This window comes from Acinetobacter sp. BWR-L5, assembly GCF_039655985.1.
Classification (GTDB): Bacteria; Pseudomonadota; Gammaproteobacteria; order Pseudomonadales; family Moraxellaceae; genus Acinetobacter; species Acinetobacter johnsonii.
Window position 1 is genome coordinate 297,484 of sequence record NZ_JAGFEV010000002.1, and the last position, 19,984, is coordinate 317,467.

The following is a 19,984-nucleotide window of genomic DNA, read 5'->3' on the forward strand; positions in this document are numbered from 1 at the left end:
GGGTGGTTTTTTATTGCGCGATTTTCCGCCACCGATGAAGAAAAATAAGCACGTAAAAGTGGGAACGCGTTAAGATAACGCAAGTTGAACTGGAGAATATCACATGCAATTGATGGCTTTGCCGAAGAAAATCCTACGTTGTGGTGAGCTATCACTCGATCTATCGGTACCGCATGTGATGGGTATTTTAAATGTGACGCCAGATTCGTTCAGTGATGGTGGTAAACATAATGGCGAAGCACAAGCGCTTGCGCATGCTCAGCAAATGATTGTGGATGGGGCGACAGTCATCGATGTTGGGGGTGAATCTACACGTCCAGGTGCATCTGTAGTTGAGGTTGAAGAAGAGATTCGTCGTGTCGTCCCAGTGGTGGAAGCTTTGGCTGAACTTGATGTAGTCATTTCGATTGATACCTCTCAACCTGAAGTGATTCAAGCTGCAGTCGCAGCAGGCGCACATATCTGGAATGATGTGAGAGCATTAACACGTTCTAATGCTTTAGAGACGGCAGCTGAACTGAATATTCCAGTGATTATCATGCATATGCGTGGTGAACCGACCACCATGAATGGTTTAGATCAATATGATAATGTCACTCTAGATGTGATGACTGAGCTTTCCCAGCGCGTGACGGATGCACTCAAGGCTGGTGTCAAAGCTGAAAATATCATGATTGATCCGGGTTTTGGCTTTGCTAAAAATGCAAAGCAGAACCTTAAGCTTTTAAAAGAATTCCATCAGCTGAATCAACTTGGGTATCCTATCTTGTCCGCATTATCACGGAAACGCTTTATCGGCGAAGCCTTAGGTGGGGCAGATGCAGGGCAGAGGGCTGTGGGTTCTGTAGCGGGACATTTGCTGAGTATTCAACAAGGCGCGTGTATGGTGCGTGCCCATGATGTTAAAGCCATGAGTGATGCGATCAAGGTTTGGCAAGCGATGAATATGGCTTAATGGGGCGGCGGAATGCCGAGCTAATGATTTAATTTGAAAATTTGATCTATATCAGATTGTTAGACTGGCAGCATCTTCAGATGCTGCTTTTTTATTTGGCGATTTGTTTGGTTTATGTTATACAGACTCGTTTTTTAAGTTTCTCATTTTGAGTGCCTGTATGTTTGCAGATTTACTTCTCCCTATGTTTGATGATGAATATTATCCCGATATTCTTGTTGCTGAAGTGAAGCAGCATGTCGAGACTTTTGCTAAAAAAATTGTAAAAGCAAAATCTGAGGGTGATATTTATCAATATGCCAATGCCACAGTGGCTGAAATTAATGAAATGAAGCCGCATTTTGAAGATCTAGATTCATCATTAGATGACTCTGCTGCTGATTTTATTGCTGAAGCGATGATGATGGTGGTACAAGATGCTGGGTTTATGGATATTGAAATGGAAGAATTGGTGGTGAACAGAGAGTGGTGAGCCACTCTCTCATTTCAAGTTCTGTTGGTTTTGCTTTAGAAGCTGAGATTGCTGTTATAACTCATCTAAAAGATCGGTGAGATGACAATTTTGGTTCAAATGTTCATCTCCAATCGCATCGACTGTCATCACGTATTCGCCTTCGACCATTTCAGCATTTGCACTGAGATTCAGCCAAAATTTTGGATGCTTTTTCATGACCTTACGAATATGTTGCTCATCTTTAGTGTGATTAAAGCTTAATTTAAAATGAGCATCTACTGATTTACACGCATGTAAATAGAGTTGACGGTCTTTTTCAATAATTGTGCCTGCAAACAAGTCATAAAAGGTATCGCTATCTGTTTGCTGTGAGGTGGGGTTTGCATGGCTGACGTTTGCAAAAACTAGGCTCAGGATGATAATGAAGGTATTCTTTTTCATATTGTGATTGTTATGTGCTTCGATGCATAAATTATAGACATAAAAAAACCAGCATATCGCTGGATTTTTTTATTGCACCATCTTAATTAGCTTAAGAATGGTGCCCGAGGCCAGACTCGAACTGGCACGCTTTGTGGGCGGGGGATTTTAAATCCCCTGTGTCTACCGATTTCACCACTCGGGCATGAGCGCAATAATAGAGGACGAAATAAAAGTTGGCAAGTCTATTTGTGATTATTTGCTTTCTTTTCAATCAATTCAGCGGTTTATGTTTAAAAAATAGCAAAATTATCTGTCTGCACTTGTTCAGGCGTCATAAAAATGTCATCGACTTGAGATATGGATGTCATCTTTTTCGCATAAATTTCAAGTCCATATCGTCTTTAGGCAATCCACATGACAAAAAAAATGAACCGCCGAGAACTTATTCAAAAAACTTTGGCAGGATTTGGTGCTTTATCTTTACCTATTTCACTGACCGCTTGTGGTGATGACGCCGATTCAAACACACAGCCCACTACGCAAGTGCAGTTTTTGCATGGGGTTGCCAGTGGTGATCCTTTACAAACTCAAGTTATCATTTGGACACGCGTAACACCATCGGATAGCAGTGCGCGTTTAGAGGTGCTCTGGGAAGTGGCAAAAGATGCAGACTTTAAACACATTACAGCAACAGGAAAGGTGCTGACTACAGCTGCACAAGATTTTACGGTGAAAGTGGATGTGACGGGACTTGCTGCGGGGCAAGTTTATTTCTACCGTTTTAAATCGGCGTCGACATATTCAACCACAGGGCAAACCAAAACCTTGGCAACGCAAGTACAGTCGGTACAGTTTGCGGTCTGCTCATGCTCAAATTATCCAGCGGGCTATTTCCATGTTTATAAAGAAATGGCCAAACAGGATGTGGATGTTGTCATTCATTTGGGAGATTACATCTATGAGTATGGTATGGGAGGCTATGCAACAGAAGAAGCAGTAGAGATGGGGCGTGCACTGGCGGATGATAATAGCTTAGAAATTATTCGCTTAGATGACTATCGCAAACGTTATGCTTTATACCGACTAGATGCAGATTTGCAGGCCGCGCATCAACGTCATCCTTTTATTGTGATTTGGGATGACCATGAACTCGCAAATGATACATGGGAAAAGGGTGCTGAAAATCATCAGTCAGATACTGAAGGCGATTTCCTTGAACGTAAACTTGCGGCACTGGCGGCCTATTTTGAGTGGATGCCAATCCGTCCGCTTTCTGAAAAAGATCATTTGAATATTTATCGCCAGTTTAACTTTGGTAATTTAGTGCAGTTGAATATGTTGGATACGCGTATTCTAGCGCGGAGTAAACAGTTAGATTATGCAGATTATTTAACCGCATCGGGTTTGGATGTTGTGCGCTTTACTACAGATATGCAAGACCCAAATCGAACGTTACTGGGGTTGAATCAACGCGCATGGTTAACACAGCAACTTGCGAGCTCTAAAGCCACATGGCAAGTTTTGGGTCAGCAGGTGTTGATGAGCAAAATGCTTGTTCCAGCCGAGATGTTACAAGTGCTCAGTGCAATCAGTAGCGGCGCGGTGACTCCAGAGGTTTTGGCGCAGGTTAATCAACTCATTAAAGAATTAGTAGAAATAAAACTTCGTTACTTAAATCATGATCCATCTTTAACAGTAGAGCAGTTGTCTCGTATTAAAACTGTGGTTCCTTACAATTTAGATGCATGGGATGGTTATGCGGTTGAAAGGGAGACGCTGTACGGCACACTGCAGTATTTAAATAAAAAAGTCGTGGTCTTGGCTGGTGATACACATAATGCTTGGGCTTCGGACTTACACGATTTAACAGGGCAATTTGTGGGTGTGGAGTTAGCGACAAGTTCAGTTTCCTCGCCAGGTATGGAAAAGTATTTGTCTATTCCAATGCAACAACTCCAAGAGTTTGAGTTTGCTTTTACAACCTTGATTGATGAGCTGAGTTATTGCAATTTAAATCAGCGCGGTTATTTGAAAGTCCGTTTTACCGCAGAGCAGGTGCAAGCGGATTGGATTTTTGTGGATAGCATTAAGCACAAAGAATACATCGTTGACGAAACTCGCTCGCATCAAGTGATATTAGACTCGACATTATTGCCAGTCAGTGCATTAAAACAAACGGCATAAAATGACCTTAGAAAAACCGAGCATCATTGCTCGGTTTTTTATAGTTTTTCATCGATATAACTGTCGAGATCGATGTGCTTAATCTGCTTACAGTAAGCATGCTCATACTTCAGCAGTTGCACATATAAATCTGCTTCATGCCCCAGCTGGGTTTTCCGTGCCTGATAATCTTCAGATTGATGGGAGCTAAAGCGCAACTGGAATCGAGATTTGACCGTTTGCTTATAGGCCCAAAAACAGACACGTCTGAGTTGTTGTAACTGATGATGTTCAACCGACTGGCTGTGGTCTCGAAATAAATTTTCTTTATAGAAGCGCACAAAACCAAAGTTCACACCAAAATAAAACAAGACCCACATCAGCAAACTGCTTTCAAGGAACATCAGATTTAGTCCACTTAAAAGAATCACTGCAGCGAGTTTGATGGGCGCATGGCGTTGCAGTTGATACAAGGAGTTTGATGAATGTTTAATTTGCTTAATGACAAAGGGTAAGACCCACATCAGCACCAATAAAATACTAATAATGGCATAACTGTGACTTTGCAGCGGATCAAGATTCTCCAAGTGAGTTAAGTAAAAATCTTTTAGAATTAAGCTGATTGGAATAAAAATCATCACCGCCAAAACCCACGGAATAATTTCACGTTGGTCATCTAAAATACCGCGTGTTTTGATTTGACTATAAAGCAAGTAATTACGTTTAAATGCGGCAGGGTAGCGGGACTCTAATTGTTGCAGTAACAGTTGAACTTGTTTGGATTGCATCGTCAAAAAAGAGCGTATGAGAAAAATAGCCTTTACTATAGTAGATTTGGAAGGGGATGGCTCAAAAAAATACGTGAAACAGGATATTCACAGAGAAAAGCACAACAATTTCGCTTTTTCACTCTGAATTATGCGAAAATGTCGGATTCAATTTTTTTGTCTAAGGGCAGTTCATGACTGATCATTCTCCTGAATCTTTAAGTGATATCGAAATTTTAGACATCTTGCAGTCTATGAAAGACGATGAGCTTGATACAGAGGCAAAAGAAGAGATTCGTAAAGGCGGTAAAGCGGGTCGTCAAGAAGCACATAAACTTGCGATTGTGGCTTTGAACCAATCTTTTGAAAGTAAGTTTGTTGAAGCTGTAGCTTTGGCATTGGGCCTGAATGAAGGTCAAGCCAAAAAAATTCGCTATAAGAAAGACCGCATCCGTATTTTAAAAGTACGTGGGATTGACTACATGGCGATTGATGGTGCGGAAACAGCACAAGTTTTGTCGCAAGTAGCACAAGCCATTGTACGTGAAGATGCGACTGTGACCCATGATTTGCACAACATCTTCCCATTTTGGAAAGAAGGCTGGCCAATGGTTCAGTTTGACAGCGCATATAAAATTTTATCTGAAGATATTACCATTCACTATCAAGCGACTTTAGATAAATTGCTTGAATTGTATGGTCGTTAAGATCGTAGTATCAAAGGCACCTTCGGGTGCTTTTTTATGGCTTCTATTTAACTATGAAAAATCCAAGCCAGTAATAAGCTGATGGGCCAAACAAACAGTCGCCACCATGTAATCAGTGGATCCCAAAAATACTGTCCAAAAGACAGAGTATCATTAAAGCTGCGTTGCCCACGTTCATAAGCATAAGGTGTAATTCGCCATGCTAAAATCAGCAAAACAATCGCACTTACGATCAGCAGTGTGTGGCTGTATTGGGCGAAATAATAGTAAATCAGATACAGCGCAGAATAAAAGAAAGTACATGCCAAAATAGCAGGCAATGAAAAAGACATAAGCTTGACTCTATTGTATTGTTATATCAAGGCATTATAAATGAAAATACCCGATGTGATACATCGGGTATTTATCGATTATTGAGCTTAAGTTTCGTTATAACTCAGTGTAGGTATTTAATTAGCCCAGCGTTGAGTAAAGTGGGAAAATACCAAAGACCATTGCTGTAACCAGCATCACTAAACAGGTAATCACCGCCCACTTGATGGTAAATTCTTGGTGTTCACCGAAGTTAATTCCTGCCAACCCACAGAGTAAGTAAGTCGATGGAACCAGTGGAGACAGTAAGTGTACAGGTTGACCGACAATCGATGCACGAGCCATTTCCACAGGAGTGATACCATAGTGTCCAGCGGCTTCAGAGAGTACAGGCAGTACACCAAAGTAGAAGGCATCATTCGACATGAAGAAGGTCAGTGGCATACTAATCACAGCCGTGATAGGTGCTAAATACGGCCCCATACTTTCTGGAATAATGGCAACCAGTTCTTGAGACATGGCTTCAACCATACCTGTACCCGATAAAATACCGGTAAAAATACCTGCCGCGAAGATAATCCCGACTACAGCTAGGGCACTGGCAGAGTGGTTACCAACCAAACGCTTTTGCATGTCTAAATCAGGATAGTTCACCACCAAGGCAATACACAGGGCAACCATGAACAGAATAGCCGCAGGTAAAACACCCATCACTAAGCAGACCATCAAGACCAAAGTCAGTAGTGCGTTAAACCATCTTAAGTGGGCACGGTTAGCTTCTGGTTCTTGCGAAATCTGAATACTGTCACCATGGCTAATATCTAATTCCACAATACCAATGCGTTTACGCTCCATACGGCCATACATAAAGCCGAGGAAGTATAACCACCCAATTGCAACGAGCATTGGTAAAATCATCGGAACAAAGACATCGTTTGGATCGACATGCAATGCGGTTGCAGCACGTGCCGTTGGTCCACCCCATGGGGTTAGGTTCATGATGCCGCTCGCGAGCATCATTAGGCAGGCCATAATTAAAGGGCTCATACCAATACGCTTATACAGTGGTAGCATTGCGGCAACACAGATCATGTAAGTGGTTGAACCGTCACCATCCAAGGAAACAATTAAAGTCAGCGTAATGGTGCCAAGGGTCACTTTTAAAGGATCACCTTTAACCTGCTTTAAAATCCACTTCACTGAAGGGTCGAATAGACCCGTGTCGATCATAATTGCAAAATAAAGGATTGCGAAAAGGAGCATTACGCCCGTAGGAGCGAGCTTTTTAATGCCTTCCATCATCATATTGCCAAGTTCAGCAATATCAAATCCAGCAAGGTTGTCAACAAAGAGACTTAAAACATAAGTAAGTAATGCAAAAATGATAGGGATTAAAGTTAAAGCAACAAGAGCGCTCAGTCGTTTGGACATGATTAAGTACATGAAGCACATAATCATGCCTAAACCTAAAATGGTCAGCATGGATCAATCCTTTGAACGTGTTAAGTCTGTTTATTCATCAAGTGACAGCGATAGTATGCAATTCAGCATGATTTTTAAATGCTCTTAAACATATGTGATTTTTCGTTCTATTTTTCTAATAAATAATATATATCTATAAAGTATGGTTAAGATACTTATTTTGTATAACTCCATATACTTACAACTGAAGCCATAAAAAAACCTTGCAGTTGCAAGGTTTTGATTCAAGGCGATGTTTCTATTCATCGACTGTTTTGGTTTCAGGCTGTAGTGTTTCTTCAAGTAGGCGCGTCACTAAAAGTTGGTCAATCTTAAAATGGTCGACATCGACCACTTCAAATTTAAAGCCTGCGTATTCTACGGTATCGGCAGGGCGTGGAATTTTGCGCAGACGGTACATCATAAAACCAGCCAAAGTTTCATAATTTTCTTCATCCGGCATTTCATCAATGGCCAGTGCATGCTTCATATCTTCAATCGGTGTGCTGCCATCAATCAGCCATGAATTATTATCACGTTTAATGATCTGTTGTTCGGCTTCAATTGGAGTAACCCAATCGCCCATCACCGTAATCATAATGTCTGACAGGGTGATGACGCCCACGACCAAAGCATATTCGTTAATCACAACGGCAAACTTTTCTTTGGTGGAGCGGAAACGGTCTAATAACTCAGACAAGGTTAATGTGTCTGGAATAGTTAAAACATTACGAATAGTGCTTTCATTGAGTTGCAGTAAAGATTGATTATTCAGAATACGGACCAGAATGTCTTTGGCATCGACATAGCCAATTACATCGTCAATATTTTCACTACAGACTAAAAACTTAGAATAAGGATATTCAGCCAATTTTTGACGAATACTGGCTTCGGATTCATTTAAAGTAAAATACACCACATTTTCACGCGTGGTCATACTTGAAGGAACGTTCCGCTCTTCAAGCTCAAATACGTTTTCAATGAAATGATGTTCTTGCTTTTGTAGCACCCCAGCTTGCGCACCCGCATCCATCACTGCAGAAATGTCATCAAAGGTAATGTTGTCATCACGTGTGGTATTCACTTTAAACAGGCGGAATAACAAGTTGGCAAGGGCATTAATAATCCAAGCCAAAGGTTTGCAGACCTTAATAAATACCTGAATGGGGTTAATCACCGCAATAGAGATTTTCTCTGGGGCAATCATGGCCAAACGTTTTGGCATGAGGTCAGCAAACAAAATAAATAGCGAGGTGACTAAAGTGAAAGATAGAGCAAAGCTAATAGTTTCAGACCAGGGGCCAGTATAAAAACGAGAAACAAAGCTCATGAAGTAAGGACGAAAAGCCCCTTCACCTAAAATACCGCCCAAGATCGCCACTGCGTTTAAGCCAATTTGTGAAGCGGCAAAGAAGTCAGCAGAATTTTCTTGTAAATTCAAAACTTTCTGTGCGCGATCATCGCCCGACTCAGCCAAGATTTTCAGCTTGACCTTACGTGCTCCAGCCAGTGCAATTTCTGTCAGAGACAAGAAACCCGCCCCAGCAATCAGGACTAGAATGATAACTATGTTTTGAAAAAGGCTCACGGAATCCACCTGTGATTCATCGTTATTATGAATATTTTTAACACAAAAAAATAAAGACAGTAATCACTTACTGTCTTCTATCATACCTGAGTTATTGGTATGAAAATGAATTATTTAGAGCTTGAATGCTTAATAATGTGAGAATTGCGAGTTATTGCCTAAAAACTCACGATTTTCTTCCTCAATCATTTGACGTGCCACATACAAAATCAGCTGTCTAAGCCAGCGATGTGCAGGATGGTGATGCAACAGTGGACACCATGCCATTTTCAACTCAAATTCTGGAATATAAAAAGGTGGATCTTTAATCAGGAGATTTTGACTTTTGGCTTGTAGGCGTGCAATACGGGTAGGTAAAGTCGCGACTAAGTCTACATTTGAAGCCAATAGTGCAGGCATTTGATAATGTCGAGTGAAGACCGAAATTTTACGTTTCTGTCCAATACGCTCTAAAGCTTGATCAATCCAACCGAGGCCTGCTTGTTTTTCAGGGTTAACACCGAAACCAACGCCCATACCTGTTTTAGAAACCCAAATATGCTGTGCATCAAGGTAACTTTTTAGGTTTAAGTTGCTGGCAGCGGGGTGTTTACCGTTGAGCAAACATGAAAAACTGTCACGCCAGACCAAAACTTGGTGGAAGCTTTGTGGAATTTCGTTAAATCGGTTAATCGCTAGATCAACTTTACCTTGTTCCATATCACGATATGACACATCACTTGGAGTTAAGAAGTCTAAAACCACATTGGGAGCTTCAGAACGTAATGCTTTAACGAGGCGGGGAACTAAGGTTGCTTCGGCATAATCCGAAGTCATAATACGGAAAACACGATTTGAGGTATAAGGACGGAACTCGGTACGAGGTTCCAAAATCATGGAGAGATCAGAAAGAGCGTCACGTATGCGGGGTTGTAATTCTAAAGCCCGTTCGGTCGGTGTCATACCTTCAGAAGAACGAATTAGCAGGGGATCATTAAATAAGTTACGAAGACGACGTAGAATATTACTCATTGCTGGTTGGGTGACACCCAATTGTTCAGCTGCTCGGGTTACATTTTTTTCGCGTAAAAGTACGTCCAAGTAAATTAAGAGGTTTAGATCAACCCGCTCCAGATTCATAAAATAAATACCGAGAATAAAATCATGAAATTATTTGCATTATGCCATAAGCCATCGGGCTTGTGTAATAAACTGACGAAAAAAAAAGCATCGGGTTGTATAAAGAATACCCCCTTCATTTTCTCAGAAAATGGGTTTTTATGCTTAAAAACGGAGAGCATATTAGTCCTAAGCAATGTCTCAATATGCGTAAATTGAGGCTCAGATTATCGCCTAGAAAATGGCTTGAGATGGCTTATTGTTGGTTGAATAAAAGCGTGATAAATACTCTTTTTGCTGAATATTGAACTTTTGTCATTTGGGTCAAATTAAGTATTGATTTTCGGTTTGAACTCTTTTTTTCAACGGCCGAGACTTAAGTCTAATGAAGAAATATTCGACAAAGTATGTATTTTTTACGGTTTTCTTATTTTATTTAAATTTAATAATAACAAATACTTGGCTTTGATTTTTCGAAATATAATTAGACTTTTATCTATATATTTTTTAAATAAATACTGAAAATTAATGCAGAATATTGGATTAATTTTTTCTGTCAATCTAATCTGTATTCATCGCAACGAAGCGCTCTAAATCTAAGCAAAAGCTTGAGGGTCTGATTTTAGCTTTTCGTTGAAGAAAATCCTAATATTATTACAGGAAATATCATGACTACATATCAAACAGCGATTGATGCAATCCGCGAATTAAAAGCAAAATTCGGTAGCACTTGGGCAGACATCAGTCCTGAAGATGCTGCGCGTATGCAAATCCAAAACCGTTTCAAAACTGGTTTAGATATCGCTAAATACACAGCTGCAATTATGCGTCGTGATATGGCTGCTTATGATGCTGACTCTAGCAAATACACTCAGTCTTTGGGTTGCTGGCACGGTTTCATCGCACAACAAAAAATGATTGCGAACAAAAAATACTTCGGTACGACTGAACGTCGTTACATCTACCTTTCTGGTTGGATGGTTGCTGCGCTTCGTTCAGAATTCGGTCCACTTCCTGACCAATCTATGCATGAAAAAACTTCAGTACCTGCGTTGATCGAAGAAATCTACACGTTCTTACGCCAAGCTGATGCTAAAGAATTAAACGACTTATTCCGTGCGCTTAAAAAAGCAAACGAAGCAGGCGATACAGCTAAAGCTGCTGAAATCACCGCGCAAATCGACGGTTTCCAAACTCATGTTGTACCAATTATTGCGGATATCGATGCTGGTTTCGGTAACGAAGAAGCGACTTACTTACTTGCTAAGAAAATGATCGAAGCGGGTGCTTGTGCACTACAAATCGAAAACCAAGTATCTGACGCGAAACAATGTGGTCACCAAGCTGGTAAAGTAACTGTTCCTCACGAAGACTTCATCTCTAAAATCCATGCATTACGTTATGCATTCTTAGAAATGGGTCTTGATGACGGTATCATCGTTGCGCGTACTGACTCTGAAGGCGCTGACTTGACTCAGAAAATCCCAGTGGTTAAAGAGCCAGGCGACATCGCTTCTCAATACATCGGTTTCCTAGACACTGTTGAAATTGACATTGCTGATGCTCAAGAAGACGAAATCCTAATCAAGCGTGATGGTAAACTTCACCGTCCAAAACGTTTGGCTTCTGGTTTATACCAATTCCGTCCAGACACACAAATTGACCGTGTTGTTCTTGACTGTGTATCTAGCCTTCAAAATGGTGCTGACCTTCTTTGGATCGAAACTGCGACTCCAAACGTTGACGAAATCGCGCACATGGTTAACCGTGTTAAAGAAACAGTTCCAAATGCGAAACTTGTTTACAACAACTCTCCATCATTCAACTGGACGTTGAACTTCCGTCAACAAGCTTACGACCGTTGGGTTGCTGAAGGTAAAGACGTTTCTGCTTACGACCGTGCTAAATTAATGAGCGCTGAGTACGATGCAACTGAATTAGCTGCTGATGCTGATGAGAAAGTACGTACGTTCCAAGCAGATGCTTCTCGTGAAGCGGGTGTGTTCCATCACTTGATCACACTTCCGACTTACCACACTGCTGCGCTTTCTACTCATGAGCTTGCACAAGGTTACTTCGGTTCTGAAGGTATGTTGGCTTATGTTGCTGGCGTACAACGTAAAGAAATCCGTGGTGGTATCGCTTGTGTTAAACACCAAGCAATGGCGGGTTCTGACATCGGTGATGATCACAAAGAAATCTTCTCTGGTGACAACGCTCTTAAAGCGCACGATGATGCTAAAAACACAATGAACCAATTCGCTGCTCACTAAGCACTGAACTGATTCAAAAGAAAACCCTGCGAAAGCAGGGTTTTTTTATGACTTAATTTTAAGCTTGTTGAACAGCTTGCGCGTGAAATATTGAACAAAAATGTTAAGGCATCAGAATCAGTAGCCAAACAATAAAAATAATACTTAAAGAAACAAACTGTGCAGCACTACCCATGTCTTTGGCATTTTTTGAAAGCTCATGCCGCTCCAGTGAAATACGATCCACAATCGCCTCAATCGCTGAGTTGAATAACTCAACAATAATTGCAAGTAAACAGACGGCTACCATGAGGGCTTGTTCTAAGCGACTGACATCACAGAAAAAACTTGTTGGAATCAGAATCAGGTTAATCAACAGGACTTGGCGAAAAGCAGCTTCGTGCGCAAATGCGGCCTTAAAACCTGAAATAGAATAATGTGTTGCATTAAAAATACGTCTAAAACCTGACTTGCCTTTGAGTGGGGAATATTGGTTCATACCATCAACCATTTTAAAATTTCAGCCACAATACATGATCTATATTAAAAGTCACTTAATTATAGTATTCAAAAAGTGCTTAATCTATGTATACCTAAAATAAGAGAAAAGAGATTAAAAAGCCTGCTTTTTAATCTCTATAGTTAAAGGGTGGATATGGGTTGGAAGTAAACGAGATGCTCAGTTGTCTGGTTTGCTTCGTAGATGATCTATTCTATTTTTTCAAAAAAGCATCGGCGGCTTGACGACCTAAAGCGGGATCATCGGTAAAGACACCATCCACTCCCGCTTTAAATAAAATCTCAAACTCTGCCAGTGCGCCTTTTTCGCACTTTTCAGCGGCAATGGCGCTACAGTCTAAATAGTCTGGCAAGAAATTGTTTTCTGGGCGTAGGGTATAAGGATGTACTTTTAAGCCCACTGCGTGTGCATCGTTCACAAAACTGGTCGGGGTCGCTGGCTGAGTATTCGGCACGATATAGGTTTTACTTGGCCCAACACCATGCGCATAACTTGCGACATCTTTTAGCCCTTGAGGTGTTGCCATATCACTATAGCGGAGTGTTGATTTGGCAAGCACAGCATCGGCAGGTTGTTCGGACTTGCCGCCATAGAGTTGAATAATTTTGGCATGTCGAATCGATTTTAATTGATTCAACTGCTGACGCATCTGTTTTAAGTTGCTGACTTCAAACGACTGGATATAAACCGGCGCAATATCGCGACTGTAGGTGTGTTTGGCCAACGTGGTTAATAGAAGTTGCTCCATGGCTAAATTAAGACCTTGGAAATAGCTGGGATGTTTGGTTTCGATATACAGGCCCACAATTTTTCCTGTCTTTTTATAGTGCGCATCTACGAGTTCAATAATTTCATCTAAAGTGGGCAGATCAAATTGATCATTATATCGGACATTTGCTGGACGAATCTCTGGAATGCGTTCTCGTGCCTTCAGTTGCTTCAGCTCGTTTAAAGTAAAGTCTTCAGTAAACCAACCTGTGTAAGTCACGCCATCAACGACTTTACTGGTCTTCCGTTCTGCAAACTGCAGTAAGCTGCTGACATTGGTGGTTCCTCCGATTTCATTTTCATGGCGAGCGACTAAATAACCGTCTAGAGTTGGCACCAAATCAGGCTCAATAAAATCTGCACCATCATCAATCGCTTTTTGATAAGCGGCTAAGGTGTGTTCAGGGCGTAGCGCACTGGCGCCGCGATGTCCAATAATGAGGAGTTTAGGCTCAATGTATTCGGCGTTGTTTGGCGGTGGTTGCGACGTTGCATTGTCTTTCTCATCATGATGACAGCCCAATAAGCCTAAAAAAATAAAACTCAATAATGTTCTTTTTAACATGTGTTCCTCAACATTTTATTGTGGTGTTGCGGACTCAGTGTTCAATTTTAATATCTCAGATCAATGACAAATTGCGAAAAATTACAGGATGTCATCAATTGGTCAAAAAGCTTTCTTCATAGTTTCTTCATATTTAGCTCTAATGTTCTATTTCATGTTGTTAAGTCTTGTTTTTTAATGATTCGTCATAGAAGATCAAGCATGAAGTGATGCCCAGTTTCTAGATCTAGCCTCAGACCCAAGAGTACCGCAGACCCATGCTGTCTAAATTTTTTATTCATCGTCCAATTTTTGCTGGTGTGCTGGCGATTATCGTGATGGCATTTGGTTTATTTGCCACCTTTCAGTTGCCTGTAGAGCGCTACCCCGATATTGCACCTCCGCGAATTACGGTGAGTGCAACATATACAGGTGCGTCGGCAGAGACGGTGGAGGAGAGCGTTACTCAGGTTTTAGAGCAGCAAATTAAAGGGATTGATCATTTACTGTATTTTAGTTCGAGCAGTGACTCGAATGGCCGTAGTCGAATCAGCATTAGTTTTGAAAATGGAACAGACCCAGATACCGCTCAGGTTCAAGTTCAAAATGCCATCAATGGGGTGATTAACCGTTTACCAGAAGATGTACAGCGTCAAGGGGTCAATGTCTATAAGTCGCTTGGCGATACGCATATGGTAATTGGCCTATATGACCAAACAGGCAAAAGCAGCAATATTGCACTCTCTGATTATATGATGACGCATTTGGAGCAAGATTTAGCCCGTATTGATGGGGTGGGTGAGGTTGATGTCTTTGGCGCGCAGTATGCCATGCGCTTATGGCTGAATCCGCACAAATTGCGTCAATATGGACTGATGCCGAGTGATATTCGTGCGGCGGTTGAAGCGCAAAACACGCAAGTGGCCGCAGGGGCAATTGGCGAGTTACCCAGCCTGTCAGATCAATATTTAAATGCCAAAGTTACTTCGGGTACACGTCTAAAAACCGTTGAAGAATTTGAAAACATCATTGTTAAATCGACCCGCGATGGCAGTTTTATTTATTTAAAAGACGTCGCACGGGTGGAACTAGGCGCGGAAAATTACCAGTCATTTAATACCATTAATGGTTTTCCTTCAGCGGGGATGGGCATTTCACTGTCTTCAGGTGCCAATGCCTTAGCGACGTCTGCATTGATTAAGCAAGAGGTTGCCCGTTTATCTTCTAAACTGCCTGAAGGCTATCAAATTGTTTATCCACGTGATAACACGCCTTTTGTGCAAGAGTCGATTAAGGAAGTGGTCAAAACACTGTTTGAAGCAGTGCTTTTGGTGATTGTGGTCATGTTTGTCTTTTTGCAAAATTGGCGTGCAACGTTGATTCCTACTATCACAGTACCTGTTGTAATTTTAGGCACGCTCGCCATTCTGTATGTGCTCGGCATGAGTATCAACACCTTAACCTTATTTGCATTGGTCTTAGCCATCGGGCTTCTGGTGGATGATGCGATTGTGGTGGTGGAAAATGTTGAGCGGCTGATGCATGAACAGCAGATGAGTGCTCAACAAGCCTCAATTGCATCGATGCAGGAAATCAGTGGGGCATTGATTGGGATTACTTTGGTGTTAACCGCAGTGTTTATTCCTATGGCCTTTTTCGGCGGCTCGACAGGAGTGATCTACCGTCAGTTTTCAATGACCTTAGTTGCTGCTATGGCGCTATCGCTGCTGGTTGCACTGATTCTGACACCTGCACTATGTGCCTTAATTTTAAAACCCAATGATAAATCGGCACGATGGGCAACTTGGTTTAATCTGAAGCTAGATCAGTTAAAACAGCGTTATTTAAAGTTGAGTAAGCAGACCATTCAGCACAGTAAAATCATGCTGGTGGTTTTTGTGGCGTTAATTGCCGTCTTTGCGCTGTTTTATCGGGCTTTGCCGACCAGTTTTATTCCCAGTGAAGATCAGGGCATTTTAAGTGTTCAGTTTAAATTGGCCGATGGTGCACCGCTGAGTCAAAGCCGTGTGGTGGGAGAAGAAATTCGCCAATACTTTTTAGATAAAGAACAGGCCAATATCAATTTAGTGATGATCCGCTATGGTCGTAATTTCTCGGGGACGGGACAAAATTTAGGTCAAGGTTTTATTGCGCTGAAACATTGGGATGAACGTAAGGGGAAAGAGAACTCCGCACAAGCGATTCGAGAACGGGCGATTGCTCATTTTAGATCGCATCGAAATGCACAAATTAATGTAAATATGCCGTCTTCAGTCAGTGGCTTAGGGCAAACCGATGGCATGGAGTTTTGGATACGTGATATCAATGGCGAAGGTCGTGCCTATTTAGAAGCACAGTTCAAAACTTTGCAGGAAGCATCGAAGCAGTATTCTAGTTTTAGCAATTTAGATAAACGTTCTAACCCAGATAAAGCGGAACTCAAAGTGGATGTGAACCAAAAGCAAGCTTTGGCCAATGGACTCAGCCAGACCGCCATTAATAGCACTTTATCCAGTGCTTGGGGCGGAAGTTATATCAATGACTTTATTGACCGTGGTCGGATTAAGCGGGTAATTATGCAAGGGGATGCCGAATTTCGTTCAAAACCTGATGATCTTCAAGCGTGGACCGTACGTAATGATCTGAACCAAATGATTCCATTTACAAATTTTGCCCAAGTGTCTTGGAGCGGAGGCCCTGAGGTGGTGAATCGCTTTATGGGCTATACCGCACTAGAAATGGAAGCGGATACAGCACAAAATGTCAGTTCGGGACAAGCCATGCAAGACGTACAAGATATGGTACGAGGGCATGATGGTATTGATCTGGCATGGAGCGGATTATCGTTCGAGGAAAACAAGTCCAATAACCAAGCATTGCTGCTGTATTTGGTCTCCATAGGCTTTATCTTTTTATGCCTTGCTGCACTTTATGAAAGTTGGAGTATTCCAACTGCAGTCATGAGTGCAATTCCACTCGGTATCGGTGGCAATATTTTGTTCAGTTATCTGACGGGTTTTCCGAATGATATTTACTTCCAAATTGCCTTGCTGACTACAATTGGTCTGTCCTGTAAAAATGCGATTTTAATTGTGGAGTTTGCTTCACTGGCGCAGCAAAAAGGCCAAACCGCAATTGAAGCTGCCTTGGAAGGCGCAAGCTTACGTCTACGCCCGATTTTAATGACGTCTTTGGCTTTTGGCGCGGGTGTCACACCTCTGGTCTTTGCCTTTGGTGCAGGGGCAGCAAGTCGTCAGGAAATTGGGGTGAGTGTACTCGGTGGCGTGATTTTTGGCACGGTGTTGGTATTGCTATTTATTCCTTTAATGTATGTCTTGGTTCGCCGTGTGTTTCATGGACGAACACCTCAGGACGAGGTTTAAGATCGAATCCGAAACATTCTTGTGCAGTATGAATAAGCAAAGCGAACCTTTAACCCAATCAGGCTGAAAGGCCTGACATTTAAAGATCCTTTGCTATACTCGCATAGATAAAGAAAAACAATATTTGAGTGGTGTATGCCAAATCCGTCATTTTCACAGCAAGATTTCCAAGAGCAATTAAATCAGCCCGATAACCATGCTTTTATCCAAAGTCTGAAACAGTACAGCACTGCGGATTTGGCTGATATTTTAATGGGCCTGCCTATAAATGACCAAATTCGGTTATTGGAACAATTACCCCAAGCCAGTTATGTCTTTGAGTTTTTAGCATTAACCGAGCAGCAGCAGCTAGCAGCACAATTGCCTCAGGCTTTGTTGCTGAAGCTACTGGCTCATATGCATTCGGATGACCGCACCGATTTATTTCAAAGCTTGGCGCAGGACGTTCAAGGTCATATTTTTCCGCAGTTAGATACGCATGTTCAAGCTCAGCTGAATGATTTAATGCACTATCCAGCTGAGTCTGCGGGTGCAATTATGAGCACCGAGGTCATTACGGTACATGCCGAAATGACCATGCAACAGGCGATTCAACATATACGACAGCATGCAGCGGAAAGTGAAACTTTATATCTCATCTATGTGACCGATGCCTCGCGTTATTTACACGGTGTGATTTCGCTGCGGCAAATTATTCAGTCTCCGCCTGAGCAATTGATTGGACAGGTTATGACCAGCCATGTCATTACGGGTTTAGTCAGTGAGGATCAGGAAAGTATTGCACAGAAACTGGCTCATTATGATTTTATGGCTTTGCCCATTGTCGATGAGCAGCAGCGTCTATTGGGGATTGTGACTTATGACGATGCAATGGATGTGGTACAACAAGAAACCACAGAAGATATTCTAAAAAGTAGTGCGGTTGCGGCCAGTCCGCAGATGAGTATTAAAACGGCTCCAATCCTCTTACTGTATCAGAAGCGGGTGTTTTGGTTGGTGTTTCTGGTTTTTGGCAGTTTACTCTCAGGGCTGGGGATTGCGCACTTTGAAGACTTGATTGCGGCACATATTGTTTTGGTATTTTTCCTACCTTTACTGGTGGGAAGTGGAGGAAATGCGGGGTCTCAATCCGCAACCTTAATGGTACGTGCACTGGCAACTGGTGATGTACATTTTAAAGACTGGTTTTATTTGCTAGGACGTGAAAGTTTGGTTGCGCTGTGCTTGGGTGGAACCATGGCAACGGCAGTCTCTATCTTGGGCTATTTCCGTGGGGACATTTTGGTCGCTGTAGTATTGGCACTGAGTATGATGGGCATTGTGTTGATGGGTTGTCTGATTGGTATGAGTCTGCCGTTTATATTAAACCGAATGAAACTCGACCCCGCCAGTGCATCTGCACCTTTAGTCACCTCAATTTGTGATGCGTCAGGCGTGGTGGTATATCTACTGATTGCGTCACAAATCCTGACCTTGTCTTAAGCTAATAAGTAATTGTTTCAGCACAAAGTTAGCACAGAAAAAAGTCATGAAAACCAGCATAATTCAGTGGTTTTATGATGTTAAAGTGGTTGAAATGATGGAGGTCAGTAACAACATGCCTGAACCCTTAGAACAAAAAAAAATGAGCCAGCAAGATGTCATTCGGTTAGAGCGTGATTTGGCCAAATATGCCAATATGATGGATTCTGTGGTACGTATCCCATTCACCAAGCAGGGAGTCGGTGCCGATGCCGCATTGAGTACTGTTCCGATTGCTGGGGATATCGCAGGTTTTGCCCTAACGTGTTATGCCATTTATAAAGCCAAGCAAATTGGCGTGCCGCAAGAGAAATTGAGCCCTGTATTGAAGCTGGCTATGATTGACGCTGTGGTCGGTTTTATCCCAGTGTTAGGGACATTGTTTGATATTTTTATACGTCCGAGTCGTAAAGCACTGGATGTGGTTCATGACCATATTCGGGAAGAATACCAAATCCATTCAGAGCATCATGTGACGCATCCTTTTCTTCATGAAAAATTGGAAAAGAAACAGCAGCAATCCGCATTTTGGCGAAATCCAGTAGTGGCATGGCTTTGGCTACACATCCCCGATTTGTTTGGCCTGATCTTTTTGGTGTGTTTTATGGGCTTATTGTGGTGGGGTGGCAGTGTGATGTGGCATTGGTTACAGGGACTAAACTTAGGATAGCCACTCATGAAATTTGAAGGTCAGATTACGGCAAATTTGCCAGCGATTGAGTTGGCGTGCACTGCTTCATTTTATCATAGCTTGGGCTTTGATCTGGTGTATCAGTCCCCCGAGTGGATGATTATGCGTTTGGGCGAAATGACACTGGAATTTTTCCATCATCCGCATTTAGACCCTAACAGTTCATGGCATAGTGCCTGTATTCGCGTAGCGGAAATTCAACCCTATTATGAATACTGGTCTAAAGTGAATTGGTCGTTGTGGGAAAGCGCTCGTATGACCGATATTCAGGATTTTGATGAGATCCGCCAGTTTTGCATCATTGACCCAAATGGCAGTTTATTACGCTGTATCGAAGTGACGATTGAATAAAAATGTTCTGTTATGCAGAATCACAA

17 protein-coding genes and 1 tRNA gene are annotated in these 19,984 nt (G+C 42.0%); 9 read left to right on the forward strand and 9 right to left on the reverse strand.

Annotation, left to right across the window (positions count from 1 at the left end; genetic code table 11):
- Positions 1 to 103 precede the first annotated feature (103 nt).
- Positions 104 to 955: a dihydropteroate synthase gene (gene folP / locus JZ787_RS04910; RefSeq protein WP_346311804.1), complete on the forward strand. Its 852-nt coding sequence runs from the start codon at positions 104 to 106 to the stop codon at positions 953 to 955.
- 160 nt (positions 956 to 1,115) lie between these two features.
- Positions 1,116 to 1,427: a DUF5713 family protein gene (locus tag JZ787_RS04915; RefSeq protein WP_004982696.1), complete on the forward strand. Its 312-nt coding sequence runs from the start codon at positions 1,116 to 1,118 to the stop codon at positions 1,425 to 1,427.
- A gap of 54 nt (positions 1,428 to 1,481) precedes the next feature.
- On the opposite strand, the gene JZ787_RS04920 is transcribed toward JZ787_RS04915, so the two are convergent.
- On the reverse strand, positions 1,482 to 1,850 hold the full coding sequence (locus JZ787_RS04920) for a hypothetical protein (protein ID WP_346311805.1): 369 nt from the start codon (positions 1,848 to 1,850) through the stop codon (positions 1,482 to 1,484).
- A gap of 98 nt (positions 1,851 to 1,948) precedes the next feature.
- Positions 1,949 to 2,034 (reverse strand) — tRNA-Leu (locus JZ787_RS04925).
- A 212-nt stretch (positions 2,035 to 2,246) separates the two neighbouring features.
- On the opposite strand from JZ787_RS04925, the gene JZ787_RS04930 reads away from it, so the two are divergent.
- A complete protein-coding gene (locus tag JZ787_RS04930) occupies positions 2,247 to 4,016 on the forward strand; it encodes an alkaline phosphatase D family protein (protein ID WP_346311806.1) in 1,770 nt (589 codons plus the stop codon).
- A gap of 38 nt (positions 4,017 to 4,054) precedes the next feature.
- Here JZ787_RS04930 and JZ787_RS04935 read toward each other — a convergent pair whose 3' ends face one another.
- A complete protein-coding gene (locus JZ787_RS04935; RefSeq protein WP_346311807.1) occupies positions 4,055 to 4,783 on the reverse strand; it encodes a hypothetical protein in 729 nt (242 codons plus the stop codon).
- A 173-nt stretch (positions 4,784 to 4,956) separates the two neighbouring features.
- Between JZ787_RS04935 and JZ787_RS04940 the strand changes: the two genes are divergently transcribed.
- Positions 4,957 to 5,469 carry a hypothetical protein gene (locus JZ787_RS04940; RefSeq protein ID WP_004695616.1) on the forward strand — a complete coding sequence of 171 codons (513 nt, stop codon included), beginning with the start codon at positions 4,957 to 4,959 and terminating at the stop codon, positions 5,467 to 5,469.
- A 47-nt stretch (positions 5,470 to 5,516) separates the two neighbouring features.
- On the opposite strand, the gene JZ787_RS04945 is transcribed toward JZ787_RS04940, so the two are convergent.
- The 4 genes from JZ787_RS04945 to JZ787_RS04960 all read right to left on the reverse strand — a co-directional run bounded on the left by JZ787_RS04945 (position 5,517) and on the right by JZ787_RS04960 (position 9,949).
- Positions 5,517 to 5,801, reverse strand: a complete 285-nt coding sequence (locus JZ787_RS04945) for a hypothetical protein (RefSeq protein WP_346311808.1) — start codon at positions 5,799 to 5,801, stop codon at positions 5,517 to 5,519.
- 121 nt (positions 5,802 to 5,922) lie between these two features.
- Positions 5,923 to 7,263, reverse strand: a complete 1,341-nt coding sequence (locus JZ787_RS04950; protein WP_005400436.1) for a CitMHS family transporter — start codon at positions 7,261 to 7,263, stop codon at positions 5,923 to 5,925.
- Positions 7,264 to 7,501: 238 nt separating this feature from the next.
- Positions 7,502 to 8,830, reverse strand: coding sequence for a hemolysin family protein (locus tag JZ787_RS04955; RefSeq protein WP_087013174.1), 1,329 nt, complete (start codon positions 8,828 to 8,830; stop codon positions 7,502 to 7,504).
- Positions 8,831 to 8,959: 129 nt separating this feature from the next.
- Positions 8,960 to 9,949 (reverse strand): LysR family transcriptional regulator, encoded by a 990-nt coding sequence (locus JZ787_RS04960; RefSeq protein ID WP_005400438.1) that lies wholly within the window; start codon positions 9,947 to 9,949, stop codon positions 8,960 to 8,962.
- Positions 9,950 to 10,596: 647 nt separating this feature from the next.
- Between JZ787_RS04960 and JZ787_RS04965 the strand changes: the two genes are divergently transcribed.
- The gene (locus JZ787_RS04965; RefSeq protein WP_005400439.1) at positions 10,597 to 12,201 is read left to right on the forward strand and encodes an isocitrate lyase; all 1,605 of its coding nucleotides are present in this window, start codon (positions 10,597 to 10,599) and stop codon (positions 12,199 to 12,201) included.
- A gap of 103 nt (positions 12,202 to 12,304) precedes the next feature.
- On the opposite strand, the gene JZ787_RS04970 is transcribed toward JZ787_RS04965, so the two are convergent.
- Both JZ787_RS04970 and JZ787_RS04975 read right to left on the reverse strand, forming a co-directional pair.
- A complete protein-coding gene (locus JZ787_RS04970; protein WP_183173011.1) occupies positions 12,305 to 12,679 on the reverse strand; it encodes a diacylglycerol kinase in 375 nt (124 codons plus the stop codon).
- Positions 12,680 to 12,893: 214 nt separating this feature from the next.
- The gene (locus JZ787_RS04975) at positions 12,894 to 14,033 is read right to left on the reverse strand and encodes a glycerophosphodiester phosphodiesterase (RefSeq protein ID WP_346311809.1); all 1,140 of its coding nucleotides are present in this window, start codon (positions 14,031 to 14,033) and stop codon (positions 12,894 to 12,896) included.
- A 257-nt stretch (positions 14,034 to 14,290) separates the two neighbouring features.
- Between JZ787_RS04975 and JZ787_RS04980 the strand changes: the two genes are divergently transcribed.
- The 4 genes from JZ787_RS04980 (at position 14,291) to JZ787_RS04995 (ending at position 19,958) form a co-directional block, all read left to right on the forward strand.
- The gene (locus JZ787_RS04980; RefSeq protein WP_346311810.1) at positions 14,291 to 17,395 is read left to right on the forward strand and encodes a multidrug efflux RND transporter permease subunit; all 3,105 of its coding nucleotides are present in this window, start codon (positions 14,291 to 14,293) and stop codon (positions 17,393 to 17,395) included.
- Positions 17,396 to 17,530: 135 nt separating this feature from the next.
- Positions 17,531 to 18,877, forward strand: coding sequence for a magnesium transporter (gene mgtE / locus JZ787_RS04985; protein WP_218289006.1), 1,347 nt, complete (start codon positions 17,531 to 17,533; stop codon positions 18,875 to 18,877).
- Between the two features lie 115 nt (positions 18,878 to 18,992).
- Positions 18,993 to 19,586 carry a DUF4112 domain-containing protein gene (locus tag JZ787_RS04990; protein ID WP_005400444.1) on the forward strand — a complete coding sequence of 198 codons (594 nt, stop codon included), beginning with the start codon at positions 18,993 to 18,995 and terminating at the stop codon, positions 19,584 to 19,586.
- A 6-nt stretch (positions 19,587 to 19,592) separates the two neighbouring features.
- The gene (locus JZ787_RS04995; protein WP_168158125.1) at positions 19,593 to 19,958 is read left to right on the forward strand and encodes a bleomycin resistance protein; all 366 of its coding nucleotides are present in this window, start codon (positions 19,593 to 19,595) and stop codon (positions 19,956 to 19,958) included.
- The last annotated feature ends 26 nt before the right edge of the window (positions 19,959 to 19,984 follow it).